Origin of the sequence: Acinetobacter sp. BEC1-S18-ESBL-01 (assembly GCF_014169935.1) — a bacterium.
Classification (GTDB): domain Bacteria; phylum Pseudomonadota; class Gammaproteobacteria; order Pseudomonadales; family Moraxellaceae; genus Acinetobacter; species Acinetobacter pittii.
The window spans coordinates 3761490-3787522 of the sequence record NZ_AP022302.1; the positions used below are offsets into that span (position 1 = coordinate 3761490).

General features: G+C 40.9%; 17 protein-coding genes and 2 tRNA genes. 8 read left to right on the plus strand and 11 right to left on the minus strand.

Translation table 11 applies throughout. The features are described 5' to 3' along the window. Nucleotides 1-8: 8 nt before the first annotated feature. Nucleotides 9-317, minus strand: a complete 309-nt coding sequence (locus H7R46_RS17925) for a BolA family protein (protein WP_032038538.1) — start codon at nt 315-317, stop codon at nt 9-11. A gap of 230 nt (nt 318-547) precedes the next feature. Here H7R46_RS17925 and H7R46_RS17930 point away from each other — a divergent pair. Together H7R46_RS17930 and H7R46_RS17935 are read left to right on the plus strand one after the other, a co-directional pair. Further along, nucleotides 548-623 (plus strand) — tRNA-Gly (locus H7R46_RS17930). A gap of 45 nt (nt 624-668) precedes the next feature. Beyond that, nucleotides 669-744: transfer RNA gene (locus H7R46_RS17935), tRNA-Gly, on the plus strand. Nucleotides 745-907: 163 nt separating this feature from the next. Here the strand turns inward: H7R46_RS17935 and H7R46_RS17940 are convergent. The 9 genes from H7R46_RS17940 to abaR all read right to left on the minus strand — a co-directional run bounded on the left by H7R46_RS17940 (nt 908) and on the right by abaR (nt 17955). After that, nucleotides 908-1669: a 4'-phosphopantetheinyl transferase family protein gene (locus H7R46_RS17940; RefSeq protein ID WP_182924227.1), complete on the minus strand. Its 762-nt coding sequence runs from the start codon at nt 1667-1669 to the stop codon at nt 908-910. Beyond that, complete coding sequence (locus tag H7R46_RS17945; RefSeq protein ID WP_086260861.1) at nt 1662-3527, minus strand: alpha/beta fold hydrolase; 1866 nt, start codon at nt 3525-3527, stop codon at nt 1662-1664. Before H7R46_RS17945 ends, H7R46_RS17940 begins: the two co-directional genes overlap by 8 nt. Before the next feature lie 55 nt (nt 3528-3582). Beyond that, nucleotides 3583-4857, minus strand: a complete 1275-nt coding sequence (locus H7R46_RS17950) for a porin (protein WP_086260860.1) — start codon at nt 4855-4857, stop codon at nt 3583-3585. Further along, entirely contained in the window at nt 4854-8600 is a 3747-nt protein-coding gene (locus tag H7R46_RS17955; RefSeq protein ID WP_182924228.1) for an outer membrane lipoprotein-sorting protein, read from the minus strand. Before H7R46_RS17955 ends, H7R46_RS17950 begins: the two co-directional genes overlap by 4 nt. A 24-nt stretch (nt 8601-8624) precedes the next feature. Then, nucleotides 8625-12584: a non-ribosomal peptide synthetase gene (locus H7R46_RS17960; protein WP_086260858.1), complete on the minus strand. Its 3960-nt coding sequence runs from the start codon at nt 12582-12584 to the stop codon at nt 8625-8627. Next, nucleotides 12581-12841, minus strand: a complete 261-nt coding sequence (locus H7R46_RS17965) for an acyl carrier protein (RefSeq protein WP_002118032.1) — start codon at nt 12839-12841, stop codon at nt 12581-12583. Before H7R46_RS17965 ends, H7R46_RS17960 begins: the two co-directional genes overlap by 4 nt. Continuing rightward, a complete protein-coding gene (locus tag H7R46_RS17970) occupies nt 12838-14613 on the minus strand; it encodes an acyl-CoA dehydrogenase family protein (protein WP_086260874.1) in 1776 nt (591 codons plus the stop codon). The genes H7R46_RS17965 and H7R46_RS17970 overlap by 4 nt, the downstream gene beginning before the upstream one ends. A gap of 50 nt (nt 14614-14663) precedes the next feature. Next, nucleotides 14664-16553, minus strand: coding sequence for a fatty acyl-AMP ligase (locus H7R46_RS17975; protein ID WP_086260857.1), 1890 nt, complete (start codon nt 16551-16553; stop codon nt 14664-14666). A 685-nt stretch (nt 16554-17238) separates the two neighbouring features. After that, on the minus strand, nt 17239-17955 hold the full coding sequence (gene abaR, locus H7R46_RS17980) for a LuxR family transcriptional regulator AbaR (protein WP_086260856.1): 717 nt from the start codon (nt 17953-17955) through the stop codon (nt 17239-17241). 782 nt (nt 17956-18737) lie between these two features. On the opposite strand from abaR, the gene H7R46_RS17985 reads away from it, so the two are divergent. After that, complete coding sequence (locus H7R46_RS17985) at nt 18738-19154, plus strand: DUF4902 domain-containing protein (RefSeq protein ID WP_005079551.1); 417 nt, start codon at nt 18738-18740, stop codon at nt 19152-19154. A gap of 63 nt (nt 19155-19217) precedes the next feature. Further along, the gene (gene abaI / locus H7R46_RS17990; RefSeq protein WP_005804777.1) at nt 19218-19784 is read left to right on the plus strand and encodes an acyl-homoserine-lactone synthase AbaI; all 567 of its coding nucleotides are present in this window, start codon (nt 19218-19220) and stop codon (nt 19782-19784) included. Nucleotides 19785-19910: 126 nt separating this feature from the next. Here the strand turns inward: abaI and H7R46_RS17995 are convergent, their stop codons facing one another. Next, entirely contained in the window at nt 19911-21422 is a 1512-nt protein-coding gene (locus H7R46_RS17995) for a PLP-dependent aminotransferase family protein (protein ID WP_005804778.1), read from the minus strand. A gap of 272 nt (nt 21423-21694) precedes the next feature. On the opposite strand from H7R46_RS17995, the gene H7R46_RS18000 reads away from it, so the two are divergent. The 4 genes from H7R46_RS18000 to H7R46_RS18015 all read left to right on the plus strand — a co-directional run bounded on the left by H7R46_RS18000 (nt 21695) and on the right by H7R46_RS18015 (nt 25997). Beyond that, nucleotides 21695-22090, plus strand: a complete 396-nt coding sequence (locus H7R46_RS18000; protein ID WP_005804779.1) for a nuclear transport factor 2 family protein — start codon at nt 21695-21697, stop codon at nt 22088-22090. Nucleotides 22091-22101: 11 nt separating this feature from the next. Further along, nucleotides 22102-23538, plus strand: a complete 1437-nt coding sequence (locus tag H7R46_RS18005) for an NAD(P)/FAD-dependent oxidoreductase (RefSeq protein WP_182924229.1) — start codon at nt 22102-22104, stop codon at nt 23536-23538. 58 nt (nt 23539-23596) lie between these two features. Next, nucleotides 23597-25036, plus strand: coding sequence for an amino acid permease (locus tag H7R46_RS18010; protein WP_005071933.1), 1440 nt, complete (start codon nt 23597-23599; stop codon nt 25034-25036). A gap of 64 nt (nt 25037-25100) precedes the next feature. Then, nucleotides 25101-25997: an EamA family transporter gene (locus H7R46_RS18015; RefSeq protein WP_005071928.1), complete on the plus strand. Its 897-nt coding sequence runs from the start codon at nt 25101-25103 to the stop codon at nt 25995-25997. Nucleotides 25998-26033 lie beyond the last annotated feature (36 nt).

Below are 26033 nucleotides of genomic sequence, written 5' to 3' on the forward strand. Positions count from 1 at the left end.
ATTAACCCTTAGCTTTTAGGTGCATGTGCACATTCTGGGCTAGCAGGTGCTTGACCTTGCCACTCACTTGGCAAATAAGCATGAATCGCTAAAGCATGAATTTGGCCCGGATTCATCAAATCAGAAGCTAAGGCGTATACTTTTTGATGACGTTGAACTAAACGCAATCCATTAAATTCGTCGCTCACTATAATCACTTTAAAATGAGATTCCTTACCTGGAAAATAACCACCGTGCCCGGCAGACTCATTGAGCACTTCCAAATGGCTAGGTGCAAGTGTTTGTAACCGTTCAATCAACTGTTGTTCAAGGCTCATAGCTTTTCCTTTTACGATTATTCGTATATTTGAACCTAGTATACCTTGTCTACACACAAACAAAAGTTGCTCTTGTATGCTTTGACTTCAAACAAAATGTCTATTTATTCGGCAACTTAACAACAAAAATACCGCTAAATGCTCATTTCTGTTTTTATTTTATGCAATCAGCATAATTATTTGCATAAAGTTGTTGACCCTTGTTTTGCTTAATGTATTATAAGCGGCACGCGGGAATAGCTCAGTTGGTAGAGCATAACCTTGCCAAGGTTGGGGTCGCGAGTTCGAGTCTCGTTTCCCGCTCCAAATTGGTTTTTTTTGAGAAAGTTTTAGTAAAAACTGCTTATATATGCGGGAATAGCTCAGTTGGTAGAGCATAACCTTGCCAAGGTTGGGGTCGCGAGTTCGAGTCTCGTTTCCCGCTCCAAATTTAAAAGGCCCTAGTCGAAAGACTGGGGCTTTTTTCTTTTTATCGACCCATGATTTTACGTTCTATCGATTCACAGCATATTCTGAGGATAGCTCAGCTCAAGGCCGAGTATTTCATCGATAGACTCAGATTTTTAAACCACTAATTGTATCGAGTTAATCTAATTATATTTGCAGAGTACTGGCGTTATGCGATGCGTAGATATGCATGGCACTAATTGAAAACAATCCAGATCCAATTTTTCTTGGGCAAGAAGCTGCTGTAAACAGATTGAAAAGATAAAGTTATGATCATAGACATAGCTTTGGAAATAATATTCTTTTGTCTTTTGAATATCACGAGTTGAATCGAGAAACTCTATATGTTCAGCTAACACATGAAAGTTGAGCTTCTTTAAATGACGACTCATTCCTTCACCAGTACATTTAATATAGGATTCTTTTAAGGTCCATATTTGAAAAAACCGTTGATATACAGTGGATGGATCAATTCTTTCATTTTCCTGAATCCATTCAATTTCACTTGGCGCTAACACGCTATCGACACGCATCCAATCGAACTCACGATCTACCCGTTCAACATCGACTCCTATTTCTCCTTCTTCAGTCACCACAAGAACAATAACATCTGCTGAATGACTAAGATTGAAATAAACAGCTTTATTGCCTTGTATAAAAGGTTTGCCGTTAGGTTGTAATTGAATGTTGACCTCATGGGGTGAAATACCCAACTTATCTGCTAAAACAGACTTCGTTAACACACGAGAAATTAAGAAAAGACGTGCAGCCTGAGGACGATATTGATCATATCTCAACTTTTCTGCCGTATTGAGAAAGCTGAGATAATGACTCAATATTAAGTGGTTTTGTGGCACCCGTGAAACTGGGCAGACATAAACCTGTACTTTGGAAATATCAGACATCACTGAGCTGTGCTGTGGTGCTGATGTATTTGGTTAGAACTGATGTGAGGTAATCATAAACCGCTTCTACATGGGTAACGTGCGGATTATGGCCTGCGCCAGTAATGATATGTACAGGGATATTAGGATTTATTGTAGTAACAATTGGATCCTTCTCTCCAACAATGATTTCAACTTTAGAACCAAGTTCGTTTAACAAAGCTGTTTGAGATACTCTCTGCTGAGGTAAACTAATACGATGCATATACTCACTAATATGCTTGGCTACCGACACCCGGTGTAATGAATCCATCGCATAACCAACAGATAGATTTTTTTGTCCATCTGGATGCAGATTTTTAGCAATTTTATCTTTCGATACAAAACGGAAAATTAGATTAGAGATCGTTTGTATTTGAAATATTTTTGCGGCCTGTGCCTGCACGAAATAAGGCGATATAAGGATAAGACGTGCAACTTTATTTGGATATTTCTGTGCAAGACTCAATGCAAATAAACATCCTAACGAGTGAGCAATAACAACACTATTTGGTGCTAAAAACTTTGCAGCATTATCAATAAACTGATGATTATTATCTTTCATCACCTCATAACTACCTGAACGCCCAAGTCCAGGTAGGTCCATCATAGCGACCTGATCATAGGTGATTTTATTAATTATTGGGAGCCAACATGTGCTATCGAATGGAATACCATGTAAAAATAATGCAGAAGATTTTTCTGAACCAACTGGTTGTTTAGTATAGATTTCTGTCCAATATCGATTCTGATAGCTGAAACAGCTAGGTGTTGGTGCTTGCATACGACCAAAACGTGTAAGCACTAGACGATCAATCCAACGAGAAAAATAAGCACTGGTATTGATTAGGTCTGCGATACCCATCTTAACAGCCATCTTTTCTGTTTCAGCGACATGATAGTTTTCATTAGAAATGAAAGCGAGCTGCTCTTTTGAGCCACCAAGCAATGCCTCAGGTAATTTCTCGAGCAGAACTTTAGGTATTTGCAAATGTGGTGCGCTAACCCCTAAGTGCTCAGCAGCTAGGTTAACTAGACGATGACATTTAGGTGTCGCAGGATCAAGTAACACATACTCCTGAGCAATAGTCTCAGGAAAAGATATAGTTCGGATGAGAAAGCTCACGATATATTGCATATTGCAGAGTGGTAGGAATGTATCACTCCCACCAGGCAGCGCCAGCAGACGTCCTTGATATAACTTATCAATCATTTCGGCAATACCAATATATTGCATATCACCATAAGTATAAAAACCATCAATGACTGTCGCCGGATTTATTGCGGTCCATGGCACATTTAAACGCTTACATGTCTCAATAAAAGCCTGATGCCCTAAAATTTTCGAAGCTTCGTAACCACCATATTTATAATACAAATTATCAGCAGACTCTTGCGGTGGAGTAGCGACTCGATATCCACCAATCCAGATAAATCGCTCAAGCTGCTTCAATGTCGCAGCCCATTCAATCAGAGCAAGTCCTGATTTTACATTCGTACGCTGAGCTTCAGCTTTGCTAATGCCCCAATTAAATGATGCTGCAAGATGATAAACAACATGGATCTTTGTTTGAGCATCCGTTAGTAGAGAGTCCAACTTAAAGTCATGACTTAAATCATACTCAACAAAAGAAATAGATGGATCTGTCAGCCCTTGTGTTGCAATGAAACCTAATAGCTTTTCTTTCTTAGTTGCCGCATTGCGTAGTGCAGCAATCACCTGATGACCTTCTCGTAGAAGTTCAACGATCAATCTGCTGCCAATAAAACCTGCTGCACCTGTTACTAATATGGTCTTCCGTGAAAAATTATCTTTTTTTGCATTATTTAAATTATTCATAAATCACCTTAATTAGGGACTGCAAACTCCAGCATTATTTTTGGAGCGAATTATCTTAAAAGTTATATCGAACCTGGGCATACACCAGACTGTTATCTCTAAATTGTCCTAACACCGTATCATTTCTGCCCCAGAATCGATCGCCACCTGCATTCAATTGCCAATGATCATTAAGGTTGTAATTAATACGAACTCTCAACATCTCATTAGGCTCTGGTGCAAAATAGAAACCTGTTACTTCTAACTTTAGATTGTCATTCAGGAGGTTAAGCGCATAGCGCAGCATAGCTCCATACTGATCGCGCTCATATTGGTTACTGATGGTTTGCTGATAACGGTAAACTGTTCTCAATAATGGATTTGTTAGACTATCAGCAGATCTTAAGTCCTCCGTATGTTTATAGACAGCTACTAAACTCACGGTGGAATTCTTCAATGCTAATTCTGGACCGATGACTACATTCAGATTATTTTTTTTGTGCGTAAGATCTTCACTACCTTCTGAATCAGTTTGGGTATAGGCCGCTTCACCTCGCCACACAAGATCGTTATGGTTATAACTGAAATCAAATCCATAAACAGACATAGGATTATTTTTCAGTTGCAATATGGCCTCTCCTGTTGGAGACGCTGAAAGAACTGACAGATCGGGCATATGATCCAAACCCGAGAAATATGATGCACCAACATCTAAACCATCTACAGAATAATCCCAGCGCATTGCAAATGCAGGACGACTCTTACGGTCTATGTCATATTGAACACCAGCAATCTGACGCAATGGAATCACATCTGAACGACTACGCGGATACCACAATGCAGTCCATTTATTGGTTCCAGATTCAGGAATATATGTCAATTTGATTGCATCATTTCCAAGACGTTGATCTGTTTCATCTGGTACTAGGCGCGTATAGTCACGGGGCGATAGATTATCTGTTGGATTAATCCCATCAGCTCTCCCCCACACGACAATCTGGCGACCAACATCTAGATAGAACGTCTGATCCCAGTTGTAAGAGGCGTACAACTCACGTAAGTTGCGATTCACCTTACTCACCTGATCTGGGTTTACAGTATGGTCCGTTTCGTCTCCAATATTTATGCCGTAATGGATCTTAAACTCAGGGTTAAACTTGAGCGTACCATTGGACCAGAAACTTGCTTGCCCAATGTTTTTTAACGAACTTAAATCACGATCTGATGACCAGACATCGAGTCTGGCTGAGTTCTGGCTCACAAAACTCATTTCGCTGTCATCTGCATAAGCATGCTGCAGTAGCATAAAGCTACTGCAGCATGCAAATACCCAATAGGCACCTTGCGTCATTTTTCAAGACTCTGAGGTGAGAAAAGCTTATCCGATAAGGTTTTTTCTGCGACAAAATCATTGACGATCACTTGTGTCATATGCTGAGTTTGCAGATTCTTCGCCATAGATTTCATGGCTTGCCATCTTGGTTTCACTTTGCCGTAAGGACGGATATCCGTGAACTCAATATGCTTTAACGGCTTGCCTGCTGTATCCCAAATGTCGATGGTTGCTGTAACAAAGTTGTCTTTGAGTATGCACATGCGACGTTTGCTATAACCAAAGTCACTCTTCACCGTATTATTAATTGGCGTTGCTTCGATCATGTAGCAATCTTTGCCATTAAATTTGCTATCTGCAAGTTTCGTGTACTTCCAGTCACTTAGCTTATAGCCAAGTACATCACCATAACTAAAGTCCGTACCAATAAAAGCATCCCCCTTATTCGCTGAGGCAAGACGACGTACTTTTTTCAATGCAGGCAAATAGACAAACATGCTATCACTGCCTTTTGAGTTCTCAATCAATAGCGTCGTGGTTCCCTGTACATCTGCAGGCGAGATGAACTCGGTCAAACGCATATTGTTCTGAGTATTTCCAGCAAGCTTGGTCATATTTTTAGTCAAGCGCACACGTTGCTCACCATTTTTAGAAGTCAAAATAAATTTGGCACTAGCACTTGAGGTCAGAAATTTAGAGGCATCATCACTACGATTAACAATGTCTTGAACTTCATCTGCATGAGATGTTTTAGGTAATGAAAAGGTGAGCGCAGTACCTAACAAAAGGCTTGTCACGACAGTTTGTGCAACAGGGATGCTTTTCTTATTTGAGGAAAAGATGAAACGAGGTTTTAATATTAAAATCATTGTAGGTACCATAATTAAGGTTGCAAACACACTGAATAGCATCGCAATCGCAATAAACATCGCCAGCCATTGATGTACGTGGAAGCCTTGCGACAACGACAATACGCCATACCCGCCAGCGACCGCAGTCGCGACAAAAAGAGAAGCTTTACCAGCAGTACTTAATGTTTTACGAATAGCATCTTTGATATCTCCACCTTCTTCGCGCAAGATTTCACGCAAACGATAGAGGAAATAAATTGCGTAATCCGCACCAATACCTACAGCCATGGCCGAGATAAGGGAATTTGGAATATTGAGCGGAATGTCGAGCCAGCCCATCACACCAAAGATGGCAAGAATTGAGAACAAAAGTGGTGTCAGAACAATCAGTCCAGCTGAAATCGAACGGAAGACCAGTGCTGAAATAAAGAATACGGCAAATGAAATTTGTAGAATGTTCATAAGCTTGCCGTGAACCATTGTCTCAGTCAAAGCAATGGTTTGCGTCACGTCACCACCAAAACTCACTACAGCCTTGTCACCCAATTGAGCCGCCATATACGTTTTTAGCGACTCAAGGATTTCTTTGATACGGTGGTTGCTGCCCGTTTTCATAAGAATCGTGATCTTGGCATAGCGCTGAGTAGTATCAATGTAGGATTCAAAATCAGTCGGCTCACCAGACATTGAATACAACAGCAGATATTGAGCAACAACATCTTTGGTTGCAGGAACCTGAAATGCCTGTGGCTGATCGGCATTCATTGCCTGATTCATCCTTTTGATATAGTCCACGATAGAGATTGTTTTACCAACCTCTGGAATTGAATTCGCGAACTTCTCTGTATTATCAATCGCTTTTAGGATCTCTGGGTTTTCAATACCGTCACGGACCTTCGTATCGACCATAATATAAAGGCTGTTTGTGCCACCAAGTGACTGATTCAAGAACCTGTCATCCTGCTGCATCGGTAGGTCACGAGAGAAGAAATTCCGACTATCGTTATCTACCACAATACGGCTCGTGCCGATCGCAAGAAAGACGCCAATTCCCGCAATCGCAGTCATTAATATCATTCGTGGACGAACTGACAAAATGGCATCGCCAATACGATTTGGAATCCAATCCCAGATCGGTAGCCCTTTGCGTTTGACCTTCGTAACCGAAGGCGGTGGCAACATTGAGCGTAGTGCTGGAATAAAAGTCATCTCAATGATCAGCGTACTGATGATCCCGATTCCAGTAAAAATACCGAATGAACGAATAGTCGGAATATTGAAGGTCAACAGAGAGAAGAATCCAGCCGCCGCAATTCCGCCAGCCAGCACCATAACTGGACCAACACGAACTAAAGACTGCACCACAGCTTCGCTATTGGCAGCTTTAGGTTCCATCCCTTGAGCAATCAGACGATCAAAATCTTCATAGTAGCGTTTGAGCAACTGCACGGCATGCCCTGCTGCAATAGCCAGAATCAAAATTGGTGTAGGCGAGTTAAAGATATCCATCGGCTGTTTGAACAGCCCCATCATGCCCATACCCCATGCCACAGCCAACAAAGCTGTAACGAGTGGCAGAATCAAGCCCTGCTTACTGCGGAATGCTTCAAAGTGCAACAATCCAATCACCAATACGGCAATCGGGAACAAAATATTGATACGCTTAGAGTAATCTTCAGCTTTATCCAGATAGACAGGATTACCGCCGACACTGAGCGTCATATCTTTAGATTGTTCGCTTTCTACAATTTTGTTGATCGGAGCCATCATCTTCTGGAAGCCCTCTGGACTTTCCTCAAGCTCAAGCAAAATTGCAGCAGTTCTTTGATCTTTAGACACCACTGAATTCATATAAGTTGGATTCATTGCCAACACTTTTTTCAGTTGATCGATATCATCCTGAGTGACTGAACTGGTCGGCAATAATTTTTTGGCATCAAACCCTTCCGAATTAGCCATGATCCCTTTCGCTTGACGTGCAGCCAAACTCATCATAGTTGATCGAACAACGCCGGGGGCGTTGTCCACTTCTTCGGTAATACGTTTGACTTTTTCCAACACTTGCGGCTGATAAATATCACCTTGCTTCGGTGTAATACCGATCACAACCATATATTTGGAGCCGAATTTTTTTTCGATCAGCTTGGTCGAGGTGATATAAGGATGCCCATTCGGTGCAAGTGCGCCTGGATCAATAATAATTTTTACGCCAGATGCAAGATATGCCAAAGCAATCGTCAAGAGCATGACCACTGTCAGTACAATACGGCGATGTCTAAGAATCCATCGCGCATATTGCTCCATCACTAGATGAGTCTTTTGAAGTGGTTTTTCGATCTCTTGCGATGACTCTTTGATCTCCTGCAATGGTTTTTTGATCTCTGGCGATGGTTCTTCAATCTTCTCCGATGTTTTTTCGACCTCTACCGATGGCTCTTCAATCTCTTGCGTTTGCGTACTCACTGCCTCATAGGTTCCACCCTTCTGAGCTAGCGCCTGAAGATTAGCAAGATCTTTCTTGAACTGGGCAAGAACCATTTTTTTTAGCAGTGCATTAGGAAATACACCAAAAAAGCCGCCCGGCTCTGCCTCAAACAACCATTCAATCCATGTACCTTCTGGATGCTGTTTGAAGCGATAAGTACCTTTGTAATAAAACGGTCCTTCTAACACTTGGAAGGCATACAATTCGTTCGGTACCAGATGTGTAATTTCACCTTTAAAGGCTAACTCACGACTAGCAAAGCTCAAATTGAGTTCATACTTGCTGCCCACACGCGGAGTAGTGTCTAGTAGCTCTGAATGCTTACATGACAATTGCCAGCTTGCATCATTGCCTGGGTTTGCAAGATATTTAAAAACCTTATCAATCTCGGCCGGTATAAGGAAAGCATGTTCTATGGTCACCATAGTGGTTCTACCTTCTTGTATTTCTTATGCAGGAATTGGGTACATCTGATCAATTGCTTTGGCCACAGCCGCAACGTTCTCAGCGAACATAATCGATGAATGGTCACCAGGTAGATCCACTTGTGTAAGCGTATCTTTGATCAAATGATCCCAGCCGAGACTTTCCCCAAAATCTTCAGACTCATCTTTGGCTTTAACCAAGAGGATCGGAAAATCTTCAGGCTCAGGGAAATAGGTCTGAAGTGCGACGCCATTCGCCAAATAGGTATCAAAGTAAAGTCGGAAATCTGATGGATTAGCATCCAGAGGTATGACATTGATGGCCTTAGCTTCTTTAAGCACATGATCAAACATGTGATCTGGACTCAATTCACGCAAGTATTGCGCTGATATCGTCAGCTTTTTGCCATAAGGCACAGCCAAATCACGAGCAAACCAAGACAAAAGCATGGCATCATCAGCATCTTCAGGCACATTCTCTGGAATTGGAGCACGTGTATCGATCATGACAATCCCTGTGACCTGCTGCCCCATTTGACGCAACTGACGACTGATCTCGTATGCAATCGCACCGCCAAAACACCAACCACCGAGGAAATAAGGCCCTTGAGGCTGCATTTTTTGCATTTCAGCAATATAGAGTGTCGCCATTTCTTCAATCGCCACTTCAGCAGCATCTGCTTCAATCAGACCCGGAGATTGAATAGCACGTAAAGTACGGTTCGGGTTGAGATGACGCGAGAGTTCCATATAACAGAAGGTACTGCCACCAATCGGATGGAAGAGCCATAGCGGCTGCTCATAAGTTCCGCGGCGCAGCTCGATTACGATTGAAGGTTTGATTTCTTTATTTTCACGGATGATCTCCCCCAAACTCTCAACAGTTGAGTACTGTGCAAGTAAAGCAACTGATAATTCGGTACCAAATACCTTCTTGAGATGATTGACAAGTTTCACAGCCAGTAATGAATGCCCACCTAATTCAAAGAAATCATCATGTATACCAACTCGCTTGACTGACAAAATCTGCTCAAAGGTAGTACATAACTCGATTTCAATCGAATCGCGTGGAGCAACATAATCGTTGCTCTGCTCAAACACTGGCTCAGGGAATGCTTTACGATCTAACTTATTGTTAGCCGTCATTGGAAACTCATCCAATCGGATAAACGTACTTGGCACCATATAAGCCGGAAGATGGATTTGCAGAGTCTTTTTTAAACCAGCCATTTCAATATCATGTCCAGTCACATAAGCCACCAGTTTCTGATCATTGTCGGCTGTGGTCTTAACCAAGACTACTGCATCTGTAATACCATCGATCTGTTTGAGGACATTCTCGATTTCGCCTAGCTCAATACGGAATCCACGGATTTTGACCTGAAAATCCAGACGTCCATGATGAGTCAAACGCCCATCCATTCGCAGACAGACTTTATCTCCGGTGCGATAGAGTCGACCAGCATTTGGTAGGGATGGTAAAGTTCTAAATTGTGCATCTGTCAACTCAGGTCGATGCCAGTAATCGACTGCAAGACCATCGCCTCCAATCCAGAGCTCTCCCATAACGCCTCGTGGAACCAATCGCTGCTGTTCATCAAGAACATAAAGCTGGGTGTTCGCCATTGGTTCGCCTAAATCAATATATTTGGCATCGGTGATGTGAGCTGCACTGGACCACACAGTTGTCTCGGTCGGGCCATAGACATTCCAAAGGCAGCTGACTTTGCTCAGTAGTTTTTCTGCGAGTACAGGATCTAGCGCTTCGCCTCCGCTAAGTGCAGTTAGATGTGGGATACCTTTCCACTCACTGTCCAAGAGCATTTTCCAAGAGGACGGCGTTGCCTGCATAACATTGATCGACTTCGCCTGCATATACTCAACCAGCAGGTTCCCATCTAGAGATATCTCACGTGGGCACACATGTACCACACCGCCGTACATTAGTGGAATCAATAGTTCAACAACAGAAATATCAAACGCATAAGTCGTGATCGCTAATAACTGCATATCAGCAGTTGCGTGAAGCCTATCGTTCACAGACAACAAGAAATTAGCTATTGAAGGATGCCCAATACGCACGCCTTTAGGCTTACCTGTCGAACCTGAGGTGTACATCACATAAGCGGTATCACCAAAGGCAAGCGTCTCACGTACTTGCTCAAGGGGAATAACACCAGCTTGATTGATATCTAGACGTGGTACAGAGACTGTAAGAGCATCCATCAAGTCAGTTTGAGTCAAGATGACTTTAGGTTCAGCATCTTCTACGATGTTATGCAAACGTTCTCTTGGGAAACTAGGATCCAACGGTACATATGCTGCTCCTGCCGCCCAGATTCCGAGGACTGCCGCGGGCAATAGCACGGTGCGGTCTACCATCAGACCTACACGATCCCCATTAGTAATGCCATGTGCACGTAAATATTCAGCAATCCCAGCAATATGCTGACCTAACTCATGATAGCTGACAGCATGATCTCTAGAGGTCATAGCATGATTGTCACCACGCTCATCGATCTGCTTTAGAATCATTCCCAGTAGATCATGTCGAGGATAATCAGTCACCTGACCACGTAGATAGCCTAGCTGAATACCATTCGCATAATCAGGTGCGATATCTAACTCAACGATCTTACGTTCAGGATGAGCCACCATTTCCGATAGTACAACTTGCAGTAGTTGCACCATATTCTCGGCAGACTCCGCAGAAAATATTTCAGAGTTGTATTTCAGTACACCAACCAGCTCACCCTGATATGCACCGCCCATTTCTAGCATAATATCTAGTTGGCCTTCTTGTTGGCGAACTGGAAAGCTTCCTAGCGTCAAGTCTTGACCAGCTAAAGTAGCTAGATTCTGGATTGGTAAGAGTAATTCTTTAAACTCATCCAAACCACCTAGACGTTCCCAGAACATTCCAACTTGAGCCAATGGATTAATACTGCCATCACGCTTTGGTGAAACAGCTTCAACCACTCTGGAAAAAGCAACTTTTTGATGCTTGAGGCTCTGTTTTAATTGTTCCTGCACCTGCTGTGTAAATTGACGTAAAGTCTGATCAGCATCGATGTCTATGTTAAGAGCAATTGTATTAACAAACTGTCCTAGTGCATTGCGCAAAGAGCGTTCAAGTCGACCTGCTACTGCTGTGGCAACGACTAGATTATTTTCATTCGATAGTTTGTTCAGCAGGATATAGAAGCCCGATAATACAAGACCGAACAAGGTAATTTCATAATCTTTCGCCAAGTTTACAAGACCAGACGATACTGACTCAGGTACACGGAAAATTACCGAGCTACCTTTATGTTGTTGCACAGCTGGACGTGGATAATCAAGTGGAATGCTATGCACATGTGGAGCATGCTTTAACGCATTTTTCCAAAACAGTAAGCTTTCATCAGCATCACCGATCACGTTGCTCTTCTGCTTATCTGCATATTGAGCGAACTCGATTCCGTTCACTACATTTGACTCTGTTACCAGTCCAAAACGCTTGCAGACATCACGCAGCAATAGACCAATCGACCAGAAATCCATTAAGGCATGATGAATCACAACTGCAATCACATAGTGATTCTGACCACGCTCATAACAATGGATACGCCACAAAGGTGGCTGAGTTAGGTCAAATGGTTGCTTGGTATCCTGTTCGACTAATTTCGTCAAATCAGAAGCTTCAACATGACGAGCATCAGAGAGAATGATATTAGGATATACACGATCCCAGATGATTTGCTCGATACCCTGATCATTAGCAGGCATGCTTACACGTAGTAACGGATAATCATGTAACACTGCTTCCAAAATCTCCATCGGCTTATTGCCTAATGGCTGGTTGACCTTCACATCAAAAGCCACCACCATATTGTAGGCACTGCAAGTTGGCTCAAGACGCTGGATATACCAAATACCAAGTTGTTCTGCAGAGATCGCATGACGCGACAGAATTTTTGGTTCTAGGCTCGCAATGTTATTCATGAAGCAACTCCCTGTTGCAACTCAGAAACCAGATATTCAGCCAATGCATTGATTGTTGGATAATCCCATAGCAGTGTCGGCTCAAGTTCCAGTTTTGTCAGATCTTCCAAATCCCCAGACACAGACAAAGCAACGATCGAATCAAGACCATAACTGGTAAATTTTTGCTCTGGATCAATCGTCTCAGGCTCTACACGCATCTCTTTAGCTACTAGCGTACGAATGATCGCGCTCCAGTAAACTTTATCCTTATTCATGGGGTAATCTCCTCTTTAACTGGTTTGGCATCACGCGGTGCCAATGCGAAATCGATAACAGATAACATGTGGTTGGTTGAAATTCGGTCTAGCAAATCTGCTAATGTGCTTTCACGTAATGACGTAATAGGAGGAGATGTCTGCCCTTCAGCAGCATTTAGGAAAATGATCAACCATGCTCCATCCTTTAAAACAGTCCTTAAGCCATGACGGTTGAAGACCCAGAAACCCAGCACAGCAATGCGGGCAAACAGTTCTGCGTAGCCTCGAGCGAGACTAAAACGCAAAGTTTCAAACTCTTTGCTTTGCTCAGAGTTTGAAAAGTAATTCTGAATTTTTTGATCTAATGTACGCTGTTCAACCAGAAACCGGTCTGCATGCTCACGTAGCGTAGATAGCATTTCAGTAGACAACCCTACTGTGGCTTCGGCATCGTTGAGCACTTCAATGATTGTCTCCAGCGACTCCATCACCAAATCGCCATCTCGGTTGAAAATCTCAAGCCCACGGAAATCAATAGCGTCTGTCTCCATTTGTAAGTCATACAACTGGCGATAACGTGCTTTGGCTTCGGCTTGGTTGAGATGGTCGGCTTTTTTGCTACGACCTTTATGGGCTGATTTGAGCTGAAAACTCAGACTGTCTAGACAAACGGTGCTACTTCCGTCAAACACACTAACAATCAGATGGTCTCTGAATGCTTTCTGGTACATTCCATCTGCATATGCATTTCTTAAGAAGAAACGTGACCCAAGCACTGAAGAAGTGATCTTGGCAAGTGACTCTACATACTCAGGCACCAGTACCTTGACGATTGGCGACCATGTACTGAACTGATTAATACAAACGTGTAATCCGCGCGCGCCAACGAGTGATAACACCTCCGCTGCTAAAAGGTAGGCATAGGCTGTAGCGAGCTGCTCACGTACCAACGGAATACTGATTACTTTTTTGTTATATAACTCACGTTCAATGGCAAACTCAGTCGCGATGCGTAGCATCGTATCGCCAGCCCCCAGCGAGAAACTACTGCAATATGCACGCGTTACCTGTAGGGTTTTGAGTCCAAGTTCCAACCCTTCGCCCTCTTCACCGATCAAAGCATCTTTGTGAATTTCAGCGTTGTTAAAGCCAATACCACTAATATCTAAACCACGCATACCCACTGTTGGCAGGCGGTTCAGACTATAGGTTCCTTTAGAAGCCATATGACGCTTATCAAGCCAGAATGCGCTCAAACTACGTGGTCCACGATCATTGGATGTTTTAGCGATCAGGCTTAAAGAGTCTCCTAAAGTGGCGCGGTTGATTGACCATTTTTCGCCATTTAAGATGTATTTACTCTCGGCAGACTGGGCTGTCACTTCACTAGATAATAGGTCAGCACCATGCGCTTTTTCGCTATAAGCCAATGCTGGAGCAGCACCACTTAAAATTCGACTAGCAATGTTTTGGCATTGATTCACATTACCGCCGATCCACACAATCACAGACCAAGCATTCGTGCTATAGGTCGAATTGATGGTTAGATCTCGTCGTGCCAACACACGATGCAGATATAGCAACTCTTCACCAATTTCCATACGCCCCCCGAGCTCTGAAGGCACATAGAAACGGTTCATACCCACCGCGTTCAGAAAATCAACAGCACGCTGAGGATATTGCTCCTTCTCATCACGCTCGATGGCAGCGGACCAAGAAAAATCGTTGTTGTTATCATGTACGGAGCCTAAAATTTGCTCCAGACGAGCAGCAGACTGAAACTGCCGCAAATTGGATGTAAGTGACATGGATTTTCACTCAAATGATTAAAGGGTAAGGGTTAAAACAAAGCACTTTTCAGACGATTAAAAATCAGCGCGCGTACTTCACGTTCCTTGATCATTGAGTTGAGAAGATTGGAGCTATAACGAATCAGCTGCCCCCGCTGCTCACGATCACGGATGACTTCTAAGCCGTTTTTGACATAGTTTCGAGCAATCACTGTTCTACGGTTTGGATGGGTTAAACAAACCAATTGACCGCGTTCGATTTGCTCTTTAATTTTTCTTCTTCTAATTTTGCCGCTAGTAGTTTTGTTAATTCGGCCTTGATGCAGTAAATAGACGCCTTCTACAGGTAAGCCAATATCAGCTGTCACTTGTTCCTTGACCTGAGTTCTAATGGCTTCAAAATTGAGAGTCTTGTCTAGTGATTTCTTCTTGATCTCAAGTACAACCGTAACACCCTCAGAATCAGCAACATTCACTGCTGCAACACAGCCTTTACGAACAGCAGGATGTGCCATTTCAACAGAGCACTCGATATCTTGCGGGTAATAGTTCTTGCCACGGATGATAATCACATCCTTAAGGCGGCCAGTTACATATAGATCTCCGTCTTTGACAAAGCCCATATCACCCGTTCTCAAGTAGTGCACTTGACTCGGCTGACCCGCGTCATCAATGATAGTTGCCGCAAAAGTTTCCTGATTGACCTCTGGCTTCTGCCAGTAACCTGCTGTAACGCTCTCACCTGCTAGCCAGATTTCACCAACTTCATGAGCCGCTACTTCTTTACGGGTATGCGGATTGACAATACGGCAATCAATATGTGCCGAGATCTTGCCACAGCTCACCACTTGCACGGCGGTCTGATCTTGACTGGCCTGTATCAGATTGGCATTTAACTTGTCACGATCGATTGAAATTGCATTGAGAGGACCAGTCACACCACTAACTAAAAGCGTAACTTCTGCCAGTCCATAGCATGGCAAGAAAGTATCTAGTTTCAGTTCCGACTGGGTATTGAACTTTTCCATGAAGCGTTGCATGACGTGAGCCTTGATCGGCTCAGCACCATTAAACAGCACCCGTAAACGGCTCAGATCAAGCGATGCAGCCTGCTCATCAGAGATGCGATGGAGACATAATTCATAAGCAAAGTTTGGTCCACCAGTAATTGTGACACCTTTTTCACTGATAAATTGCAGCCATTTTAGAGGCTTACGAATAAAGTCTAGCGGTGACATGACATAGCAAGTCAGGCCCACATACACAGTTTGCAAAACTGAACCAATCAACCCCATATCGTGGTAAACAGGTAGCCATGTAAGACCAATATCTTCAGGTTGTGTGCCAAAAGCTTCAGCAATCATGACTTCATTTGCCATAATATTCTTATGGGTAACAATTACCCCTTTAGGCCAACCTGTTGATCCCGAAGTGTATTGCAGGAAGCAGATATCTTTTTCAGTAATGAGCGGGAAATCTTTTTGTACCAAATCACGCTGTAGCTCAGCATCAACGGCATGTAATATTAAGCTTTCATTTTGAGCTTTTAATGTGATCAGACCTGATAGCTCAAGAATCTTTTTGGTGGTGAGTACTATTTTTGGCTCACAGTCATTCATAATATTCAAAATATTAGAAAAACCATTACGATTAAAAGGTAGGCTGACGGGTACCGCGATAATTTTAGCTTTTAGACAGGCAAAGAACGATACGATAAAGTCCAACCCAGGCTCAAACAGCAATACAGCGCGATCACCACTGTCTACAAGATTCATTAATACCTGAGCTTGATGTTGAACCCGAGCGTTCAAATCTTTATACGTAAGAGACTGAATACCACCCGATTGACGCCCTAAATACTCGAAAGCAACCTTACTTCCATTTAAATTTGCGTGGGATTCCAATGTTGCAATGATATTATCCGTATCCATTACAGCCATAACTTACTCCGATTAATTATAATGCACCCTTAAAATTCGCTAATTTAGAAATTACATTTCTCGTCGGGGCTTTTAATAAAAATGAATATACTTTTTGTTTAAAATATAAATTCACATTATATTTTATGGTTGGGCATCATTTATTACACCTGTAAGTGCTTACAGGTTGGTCTATATTTATAAAAATCGAGAAGCTAGACACCTTTTATAAATCCTTTTACTTATTTCTATTTTTTGCAATTAGATTAAATATTAAAATTATTTTCATCTTTACTTTTTTAGTAGTTGAAAAAGTGTCTAAAAGTTTTAAATACATCAGCGAATTCTTAGCTCGTATAATTCTTTTATTGATATTTTAGTTTTTGAGATTTAATTTCTTATAGCAATAAGCTATTTAAGTATAGATTAACAATCCACCCATATTATTCATTTAAAAATAAATCATATTTCAACATTATAATTTCTCACAACCATATATACTTTTATAAATCAACATAATTAATTTTAACTTTCGTCATAAGATCATGAATACTAAAATAATATGAAATTAAATTTTTCCAGTTGGTTTAATTTTAAAATAAAACTCAGATAAATAGCTTTTATAATAAGCTATAGTAATGATTGATTTAAAATATAAATATTACAAGCATTTACTTTATTCAGATGTATTGTTTATACGTATACTTTATAAAAGTCCTAACATCACAGCTCGGATAGCTGCTGAAATTTTATTATTCACATTTAACTTCTGCATTGAATTTCCGAGGTGAAAATTTACTGTTCTTTCAGTCACCCCTAGAATCTGGGCAATTTCTGCAGACGTTTTACCCTCAGCAGTCCAACGCAGTGCCTCTTTTTCTCGGTTCGTTAAATAAAGATTAAACTGAGCGAATTCCACCTCATTTACAACTTTAGCAATGCTAGAATGTACTGTTTGAGACAACCAATACATATTTGTATATTGTGCCTTTTGCTCTTTTTCCGACAATTGGTCATTGGATCTTGCGAGTGTTAACATCCCTCTGGTTCCAATAAAGTCGCGACTTGACTGAGCCCAACCGATATTAAGGCCATAAGAGCGCGCCTCCTCCCAGAAATCTTTTTCTTCTTGTGTCTTTGCAGATTGGCTCGACCAGACAAGAGGTTGAAGTGATACCATACAGTGCTGCACAGTTGGATCTATCTTCACATATTGCTGTTCCACATAACGCTTTTGCCATGCTTCTGGATAATTATTCAACATAATCGTTTTTGGTTCAGCAATAGATAATGGCGACTGCATACCATAAGCACAATAATCAAATCCAAGCTTTGAAGCTGTAGATTTAACGATTTCAAACAGCTGGTATTCATTTTTTACGATCAGAAATTCTGATAATAAATCCTCTTGCCAATTTTCCATTTACTCTCATTAGACTCCATTCACAAATCATTTTTTGTTCAGTTGCATATTGTGAATTCAAACAATCCAATTGAAGCGTAGGTCTCTTCGTTTACCTTTATTTCAACAAAGCTTTTAGATACCTAATTTTATTTATCTGATTTCTCAATTTCAGATTTTGAATTCATCATCTAATTAACAACTCTTTTAAGCCAGATATGGTTGCAAATTATTCAGACAAACTAAATTTGTGAGAGCTTCTAAGGTTGTTATATTCCATGTGCGGATTATGCTTGAAAAATTAAATTTTACAGGATGCATTTTATTCCAAAAAATAAGTATTTTAAAAAAGATCAGAAGATCTATTAATTATTATTAATATTCAGTTTTCATTAATTTAATTAAACAATATTTTCTATCAACTATCTAGCCGGTATAATTTTACTAATTATTATGTAAAGAAACTAAATACACCTTTAATAATTTAATAAATCAAGCAATTACATTACAACTCACCTTGCTTAGGATTATTATTTTAACAATGAGACTTGATGTACACTAAAAAATCTATAACAACACCAATCTACTTAGCATTTTTTAAAAGGCAGTTTGCATATTAAAACTACAAAATTCTCGTTTTTTCATAAGTAAGCCTTAAAGGCTGAATAACTCTCTAGTAAGAACAGCTTAACGGTGTATGCCATACAATTACATTTAACCTGTTAAACATAACAGTATTTTATTGGCAATAATTTATGTTATTTATCCATTGAACCCCAATTCAAGTCACTTGAACAGGTAGCATGGTCACCATCCCCCCTCATTTCTCAATATCAGCAGATGGTTTTATTCGAATGAATGAAAACCAGCTCATGAACTATCCGCTCCAACACCTCATATCTATTGTTGAATCAACACAAATTGAAGATTCTCAAATTCTCTATTATGGTTTTACTGAATGGGCAACATCACTGACCCCAGCTTTAAGTACGGGATGGGATTGGGAATTCATTGAGTACAATGGCATCACGAGTATAAAAAGAATTGGACTGCCTCGAAGCAATATTATGCTTGTTGATGTATCTGGTACAGATATTGGATTTGAAGTTACTGAAACACTAATTGAAAAGAAAATCGATACTTTGTTCTGGGAACAGTTCATTTATGCTCAAATCAATACAACCCAAACAATGGCTAAATTAACTCCATATTTCTCTTAGAAACCTGTAAATTCTTACAGTTACCTCTTCCTCACCTGTTAAGTAAAGTCACTTGAAAAATAAGTGGAAGCACTTGTAATGAATGTTATTGCTGGATTTCAAAATAATTTTTCAGAAGGCCTATATACTAAATTTAAAAATTACCGCTATAGGGTATTTGTTGAATATTTAGGTTGGGAGTTGAACTGTCCTAATAATGAAGAACTAGATCAGTTTGACAAAGTCGATACCGCCTATGTCGTCGCTCAAGATAGAGAATCTAATATTATTGGTTGTGCCAGATTACTACCAACTACTCAACCTTATTTACTTGGTGAGATATTTCCTCAATTACTTAATGGAATGCCTATTCCTTGCTCACCAGAAATTTGGGAGTTATCAAGATTCTCAGCAGTAGATTTCTCAAATCCGCCATCTTCAGCTAGTCAAGCTGTGTCATCGCCCGTCTCTATTGCAATTCTGCAAGAATCTATCAACTTTGCAAGGGAACAAGGCGCAAAACAACTCATTACCACCTCTCCTCTGGGGGTAGAGCGGTTATTACGTGCTGCGGGTTTTCGTGCTCATCGTGCAGGCCCACCCATGGTTATTGATGGCTATGCGATGTTTGCATGCTTGATTGATGTGTAGTTCATAATCAATTAGGTACACATTGAACAGCTGGAGCGAGAAAAAAGTAGCACTTGCACCTCTTTTTTCGCTTCAAATGTACTAAAAGCACTACCCGAAAAATTAGTTTGACTCATAAAAATTTTTTTAATTGTATTTCTTATAATCATTAACTGCCTGATCTAAAGCCTGAATTCCCTCATCAATTTTATCGGCAGTAATAGATCCAATGCCTAACCTTAAAAAATGTTGATGGTGATCTGTACTTAGAAAAAATGGCTGACCGGCCTCTATAAAAACTCCTACATTAGCTGCGTATTGGGCTAAAACAGTACAATTGATATCACTTTGGGTATCAATCCAACATGCCGAGCCACCATTTAATGCGTAAACGTTCCATGTAGGAAAGTGATGGTGTAATGCTGATATTAACTGCTCACCACGATATTTATGGAGCTGAAACTGACGACGTAACATGCCATGGTAATAACCTTGATCAATAAAAAAGGCAAATACTCTTTGATTAAAAACATTGGGGTGCCGAAGCATTAGACGACGCAAATGACGCAACTCATTAATGAGTTCTGGGGCTGCTACGATGTATCCTAAGCGTAAACCTGGTGCTAGAGGCTTAGATAAGCTCCCGATATAAACCACTCTCCCATGCCGATCTAAACTTTTTAATGCAGGGATCGTAGTATTTTGAACCAAAACCTGTGCATCGTATTCATCTTCTATAATGATACTATCTTGCTGCTCCGCCAGTTCTAAAAGCTTTTTACGGCGTGAAGGAGACATGGTGATGCCTGTTGGGCATTGTCGCCCTGGCGTCACATAAAAATAATCACAGCCCACAGCATTTGTTAGAGTAACGCCTTCATGATCGACCGCTAATGGTACAATATTTGGTGTATGCAACATAAAAATATTTCGTGCATCAGGATAGCCAGGGTTTTCTACACCAACACTTTGTTGTTCTTTAAGTAGTAGTGCTGCCAACATATACAATGCATGCTGGCTTCCTACCGTAAGTAATATTTCATTTTCTTTGGCCATAATTCCACGGGTCGGTAAAATATGTTGCCGTATTGCATTTATAAGAAAAGTATCATCACCTTGTTGTGTAATATCCCTTGCCCATATCGATGCATCTTTAGCTGATAAAGCTTTAACAGCACACTCACGCCAAGATGAAGCCGGGAAGCTTTCAAAGTCAGGCTGACCATATATAAACGGGTATGGGTAACTCATCCAATCCGCGGGTTTATTAATATGCCTTTGTGCTGATGGGCAAAGACGAAAGCGTGAAACCCATTCTGTAGATTTTGATGTCGTTTTTATCGTTTTGCTTTCACTACTATCAATTTGGAAGCTGGGATGCACAAAGTGTCCACTACGTTGCCTAGACTCTAAAATACGTTCAGCTACGAGTTGTTGATATGCAATAGTCACAGTATTACGACCAACTCCAAGTTGATCTGCCAAATAACGACTTGATGGAACAGCCATATCTGGCTTGAGATAACCTTGTACTAATGCAGTAAACATCATACGGCAAATTCGTCCCTGCAAATTGAGTCCACTTTGCTCAGTCTCTGCAAATAATACGTTCCATATACCTGGTACTACTGGACTTGTTACAAACTGATCTCTTTCCATAGTGCATTTCTCGACCTATTTTGAAGCCCAAATGCTTAACATGGTGCATTTTGCTTCTGAAGACCTATGATTTACCGAAATCTGGCATCACAAATACAAATGCAAGACCCATTCCAATATATGAAAAACATAAAAAATTAATAAATTTTAAATATTTAAATTAATTTAAATCTGGCTCCATCAAAACATTAAATCTGGTACTACGGCTAATTGCTCTATTTCCGTACAGTTTAATCATCAAAAAAGATTCGTATGTATTTGGAGTTAAAAAGATGAACCAAGCTCAACTTTTGCAACTAATCACTGACTTTTCTACAGCATGGAATAAACACGATGTAGAGCAACTCATGGACTGTATGCATCCTGATTGTTGTTTTGAAACAGTTGCAGGTGATGAGGTATACGGTACACGTATTCAAGGGCATGAAGCTGTTCGTCAAGCATTTGAAAATACTTTTAAAAGTTTTCCTGATGCACAGTGGCTTAATGGTAAACACTGGTTGAGCGAAGATGCGCTATACGGAATTTCTGAAACAACATTTACAGCATCAACCCCTGAAGGTGGAAAGATTGAAGCCAACATGGTTGATGTTTTCACCTTTAAAGATGGAAAAATTTTAGTCAAAAATGCATTCCGTAAAAATCGCCCCGTGCAAGCAGCCGCTTAAGGAGCCTGCCCATGAATCAATCATTACAACAATTAACTTCTTTAGACAAAATAGTTGATCCAATATCTGAACCTATTCATCGTGGCTTTAAAACCTACAACGCTAAATTTGATCCGTTGACAGATAAGATCGTAACTGGCAACGAACAATACGCACCAACCTACTGGGTTGCAACGGCTGGAACACCTCCCGATGATGATGGCCCATTACCAGGTGATACAGAGGCCGACATTGTCATTATTGGTGGCGGTTTTACTGGTCTTTCAACTGCGTTAACTCTTACAGAACAATTTGGCACTGCGCCATTAGTTCTTGAAGCAAATCGTAGTGCATGGGGTTGTACAAGCCGAAATGGTGGACAAGGTCAAAATGCTTCTGGTCGGTTATATCGTTCACAGTGGATCGAAAAATGGGGACTAGATATAGCCAAACGTTTAGATGCAGAAATCCGCGAAGGTTTTGATTATTTTAAACATCTGGTAACTGGTATTGAATGTGATGCACAAGATGGTGGGCATTTATATATTGCTCATCGTGCAAAAAAACTGGCGTTTTTAGAAAACGAAGGCAAAGTCATGAAAGATGTGTTTGGTTATAACACTCGTATGCTAAGCCGCGAACAACTTCACGAAGAATTTGTTGGAGACCAAGAAGCTGCCGGTGCGTTACTCGAACCTGATGGTATTGGTGTACATCCTTTAAAATTGGCTTTTGGATATTTAAAAAGAGCGCGTGCTGCCGGCGCGAAAGTACATACCTCAAGTCCTGTATTAGATTGGGAAACACGTAATGGTATTCACTATCTACGTACCCCCCATGGCACGGTCAAAGCTAAACGAGTCGCTGTAGCAACAGGTGGTTATACACCTAATGGTTTGCATCCAAGCTTGTCTGGCAAAATCATGCCAATTTTATCTAATTCTATTGTCACCCGTCCGTTAACAGCTGCTGAGCTTAAAGAAGCAGGCCTACATAGTACAACGTTCATTACAGATACTCGCACTTTACGCCATTATTACCGCTTATTGCCTGATGGTTCAGTACAGTGTGGCAGCAGAAGTGCTTTAACAGGAGCCGATGCAAATAACCCTATACATCTAGAGCGTTTAAAAGAAGGACTCTATCGCAAATTCCCAAGCTTGCGTGGTATACCAATTGCATATTCATGGTGGGGTTGGGTCGATGTCAGTCATGACATGATGCCACGAATTGTACAGCCTAATCCTGATGAAACTATCTATTATGCAATTGGCTATGGCGGCAATGGTGTATCTTTTTCAGCAATGGCAGGACGTCGTCTTGCAGAACGAGTAATGGGCATTCAACGCCCACAATTTGATCTACCTATTTATCAGTCACCATTACCTTCACATTTATTTCGACCTTTTAGACGGTTGGGGCAAGCCTTGTTGTACCGCTGGTATTACTTAAAAGACGAAATGCTTTAAGTGTTATTCAACGATCAGCCTAACGATACGGTTATAAAAATTATGAGGGGAGTTAGCCATGTATGATTCAGATTCAAACCAAGATTTAAAAAGTAGCTTGAAGCCACGCCATGTCCAGATGATGGCACTTGGTGGTGTCATTGGTATGGGGCTATTTGTCGGTAGCTCAGTAGTGATTCAATCTGCCGGCCCTGCAGCCATTCTTTCATTTCTCATCACAGGTACCTTAATCATTTTAGTGATGCGTATGCTGGGGGAGTTAGCCACTGCTTCACCGGTAACAGGTTCCTTTTATGCTTATGCTCGCTACGCTTTTCAAGATTCACCATTTTTATCTCGCCTCGCTGGATTTATGACAGGCTGGATGTATTGGTATTTTTGGGTGATCGTGATTGCCCTTGAGGCAATTGTTGGGGCTAAACTTCTCGCTTACTGGTTACCTGATATTCCCCAATGGATCGTGAGTCTGGTTCTGCTCGTTCTATTAACCGCAACCAATTTGTTCTCTGTCAAATCTTTTGGTGAATTTGAATTTTGGTTTTCATCTATCAAGGTTGCAGCAATTGGGGTATTTATTTTCCTTTGTTCATTATATTTATTTGGTTTCTGGCCAAACCATCAAGCTTCAGGACTAGGTGAATTATTAAACCATGGTGGCTTTATGCCAAATGGTTGGGTTCCTGTGTTATCAGGTGCAGTTGCGGCTACTGGTTTTTATTTTGGTGCTGAAATCGTCACAATTGCTGCAGCAGAAACAAAAAATCCAGAGCAATCTGTTGCTAAGGCAACTCAATCTGTCATCACTCGTGTATTGCTCTTTTATGTTTGCTCAATCTTTTTAGTCGTATGCCTTGTGCCGTGGAGCAGCCCCGATATCGCAACACCTTATGTAAGTGCACTTAAAGTACTCAATATCCCTTTTGTTGCAGATATTATGAATGCTGTCATTTTAGTTGCGGTTCTGAGTTGTCTAAATTCAGGAGTTTATGCTGCAAGCCGTATGTTGTTTGCTTTAACCAAAAATGGTGATGCCCCTCGTGCCTTAACTAAATTGTCTAAAAATGGAGTCCCTGTTCGTGCCATCTTATTCAGCACACTATTTGGTTATATTTCCATTTTAGCTTCGTATTTTTCACCTGAGGGTATCTTTCCTTTCTTGGTCGAGTCCTATGGTACGGTAGCTTTATTTGTTTATATCATCATTGCCCTTTCTCAAATCCGTTTACGTCGTCACCTAGAACGTGTTGCCCCTGAACGAATTAAAGTTCGTATGTGGTGTTTCCCATACCTCAGTTATGTTGCCATTATTGGTATGGTTTGTATCTTTGCCGCAATGTCCCTCATTCCAAGTTTACAAAAAGCGTTCTGGTTCGGTATTGCTAGTGCTGCGATTTTATTCTGCATTTTTATGATTCGTGACTATGTGGAACTACTTAAATTACGTAATCAACATCCCAAGTTAGATACTCTCGTTCCTGCGAAGCATAACAAAATCTAACCTCCTCTCGTTTACACGACCTGTCTTTTAGATAGGTCGTAAATCTCTTTTCAGGAATAAGCACATGTTGTTGAAAGATAAACTCGCTGCTTTTGCAGTGGTGTTCATCTGGGGTATTAACTTTTATTTTATGAAAGTTGGTGTGAGTGAAATTAGCCCCATGATGTTGGGATGTTTACGCTATATTTTAGTTCTAATCCCCGCTCTACTTTTTATTCGTATTCCACAAGTCGGATGGAAATGGCTCTTGGCATATGGGTTTATTAGCAACTTTTCTCAATTTGCCTTTATGTTTAGTGCTATTGCCACAGGTATGCCTACTGGGCTAGTTGCTTTAGTTGTTCAATCACAAGCCTTTTTTACAGTGATGATTGCTGTATTTCTTCTTAAGGAGCAAGCATCTTGGAATCAATGGCTAGCAATCGTTATCGCATCATTAGGACTATTACTGATTGCATTAGGTCAACAGCATAGTCATATCCCTTTATTAGGCTTGATACTCGTTTTATGTTCAGCATTCTCTTGGGCATGTGGAAATATTGTTATAAAACGAATGGGGTCCATTAATCCAATCGGGTTAGTCGTTTGGGGAAATATTCTTACTCCTCTTTGGTTTTTATTATTCGCTATCCAAGATACAGGTTGGCAAGGTGTCGTTGTAGACTGGCACGCCTTAACATGGCGTGGTTTGGGAGCTGCTGCTTTCTTAGCTTATTTCGCAACTATTATTGGATATGGTTTATGGATTTATTTGCTGACACGTTATCCAGCAGCCAAGATTAGCCCACTTTCGTTATGGGTTCCTGTCATTAGTATGATTTTTGCCAATATTTTTTTAGATGAACATTTAAATAACTGGCAATGGCTTGGTTCTGTTGTTGTGATGCTAGGTTTAATGGTTCATCTACTTGGACAAAAAATCAAAACGCATTTGATTGGAAAAAAGCCACTTCACCCCTGATACAATATATTCGTACAAAAACCAATCTCATCTCTA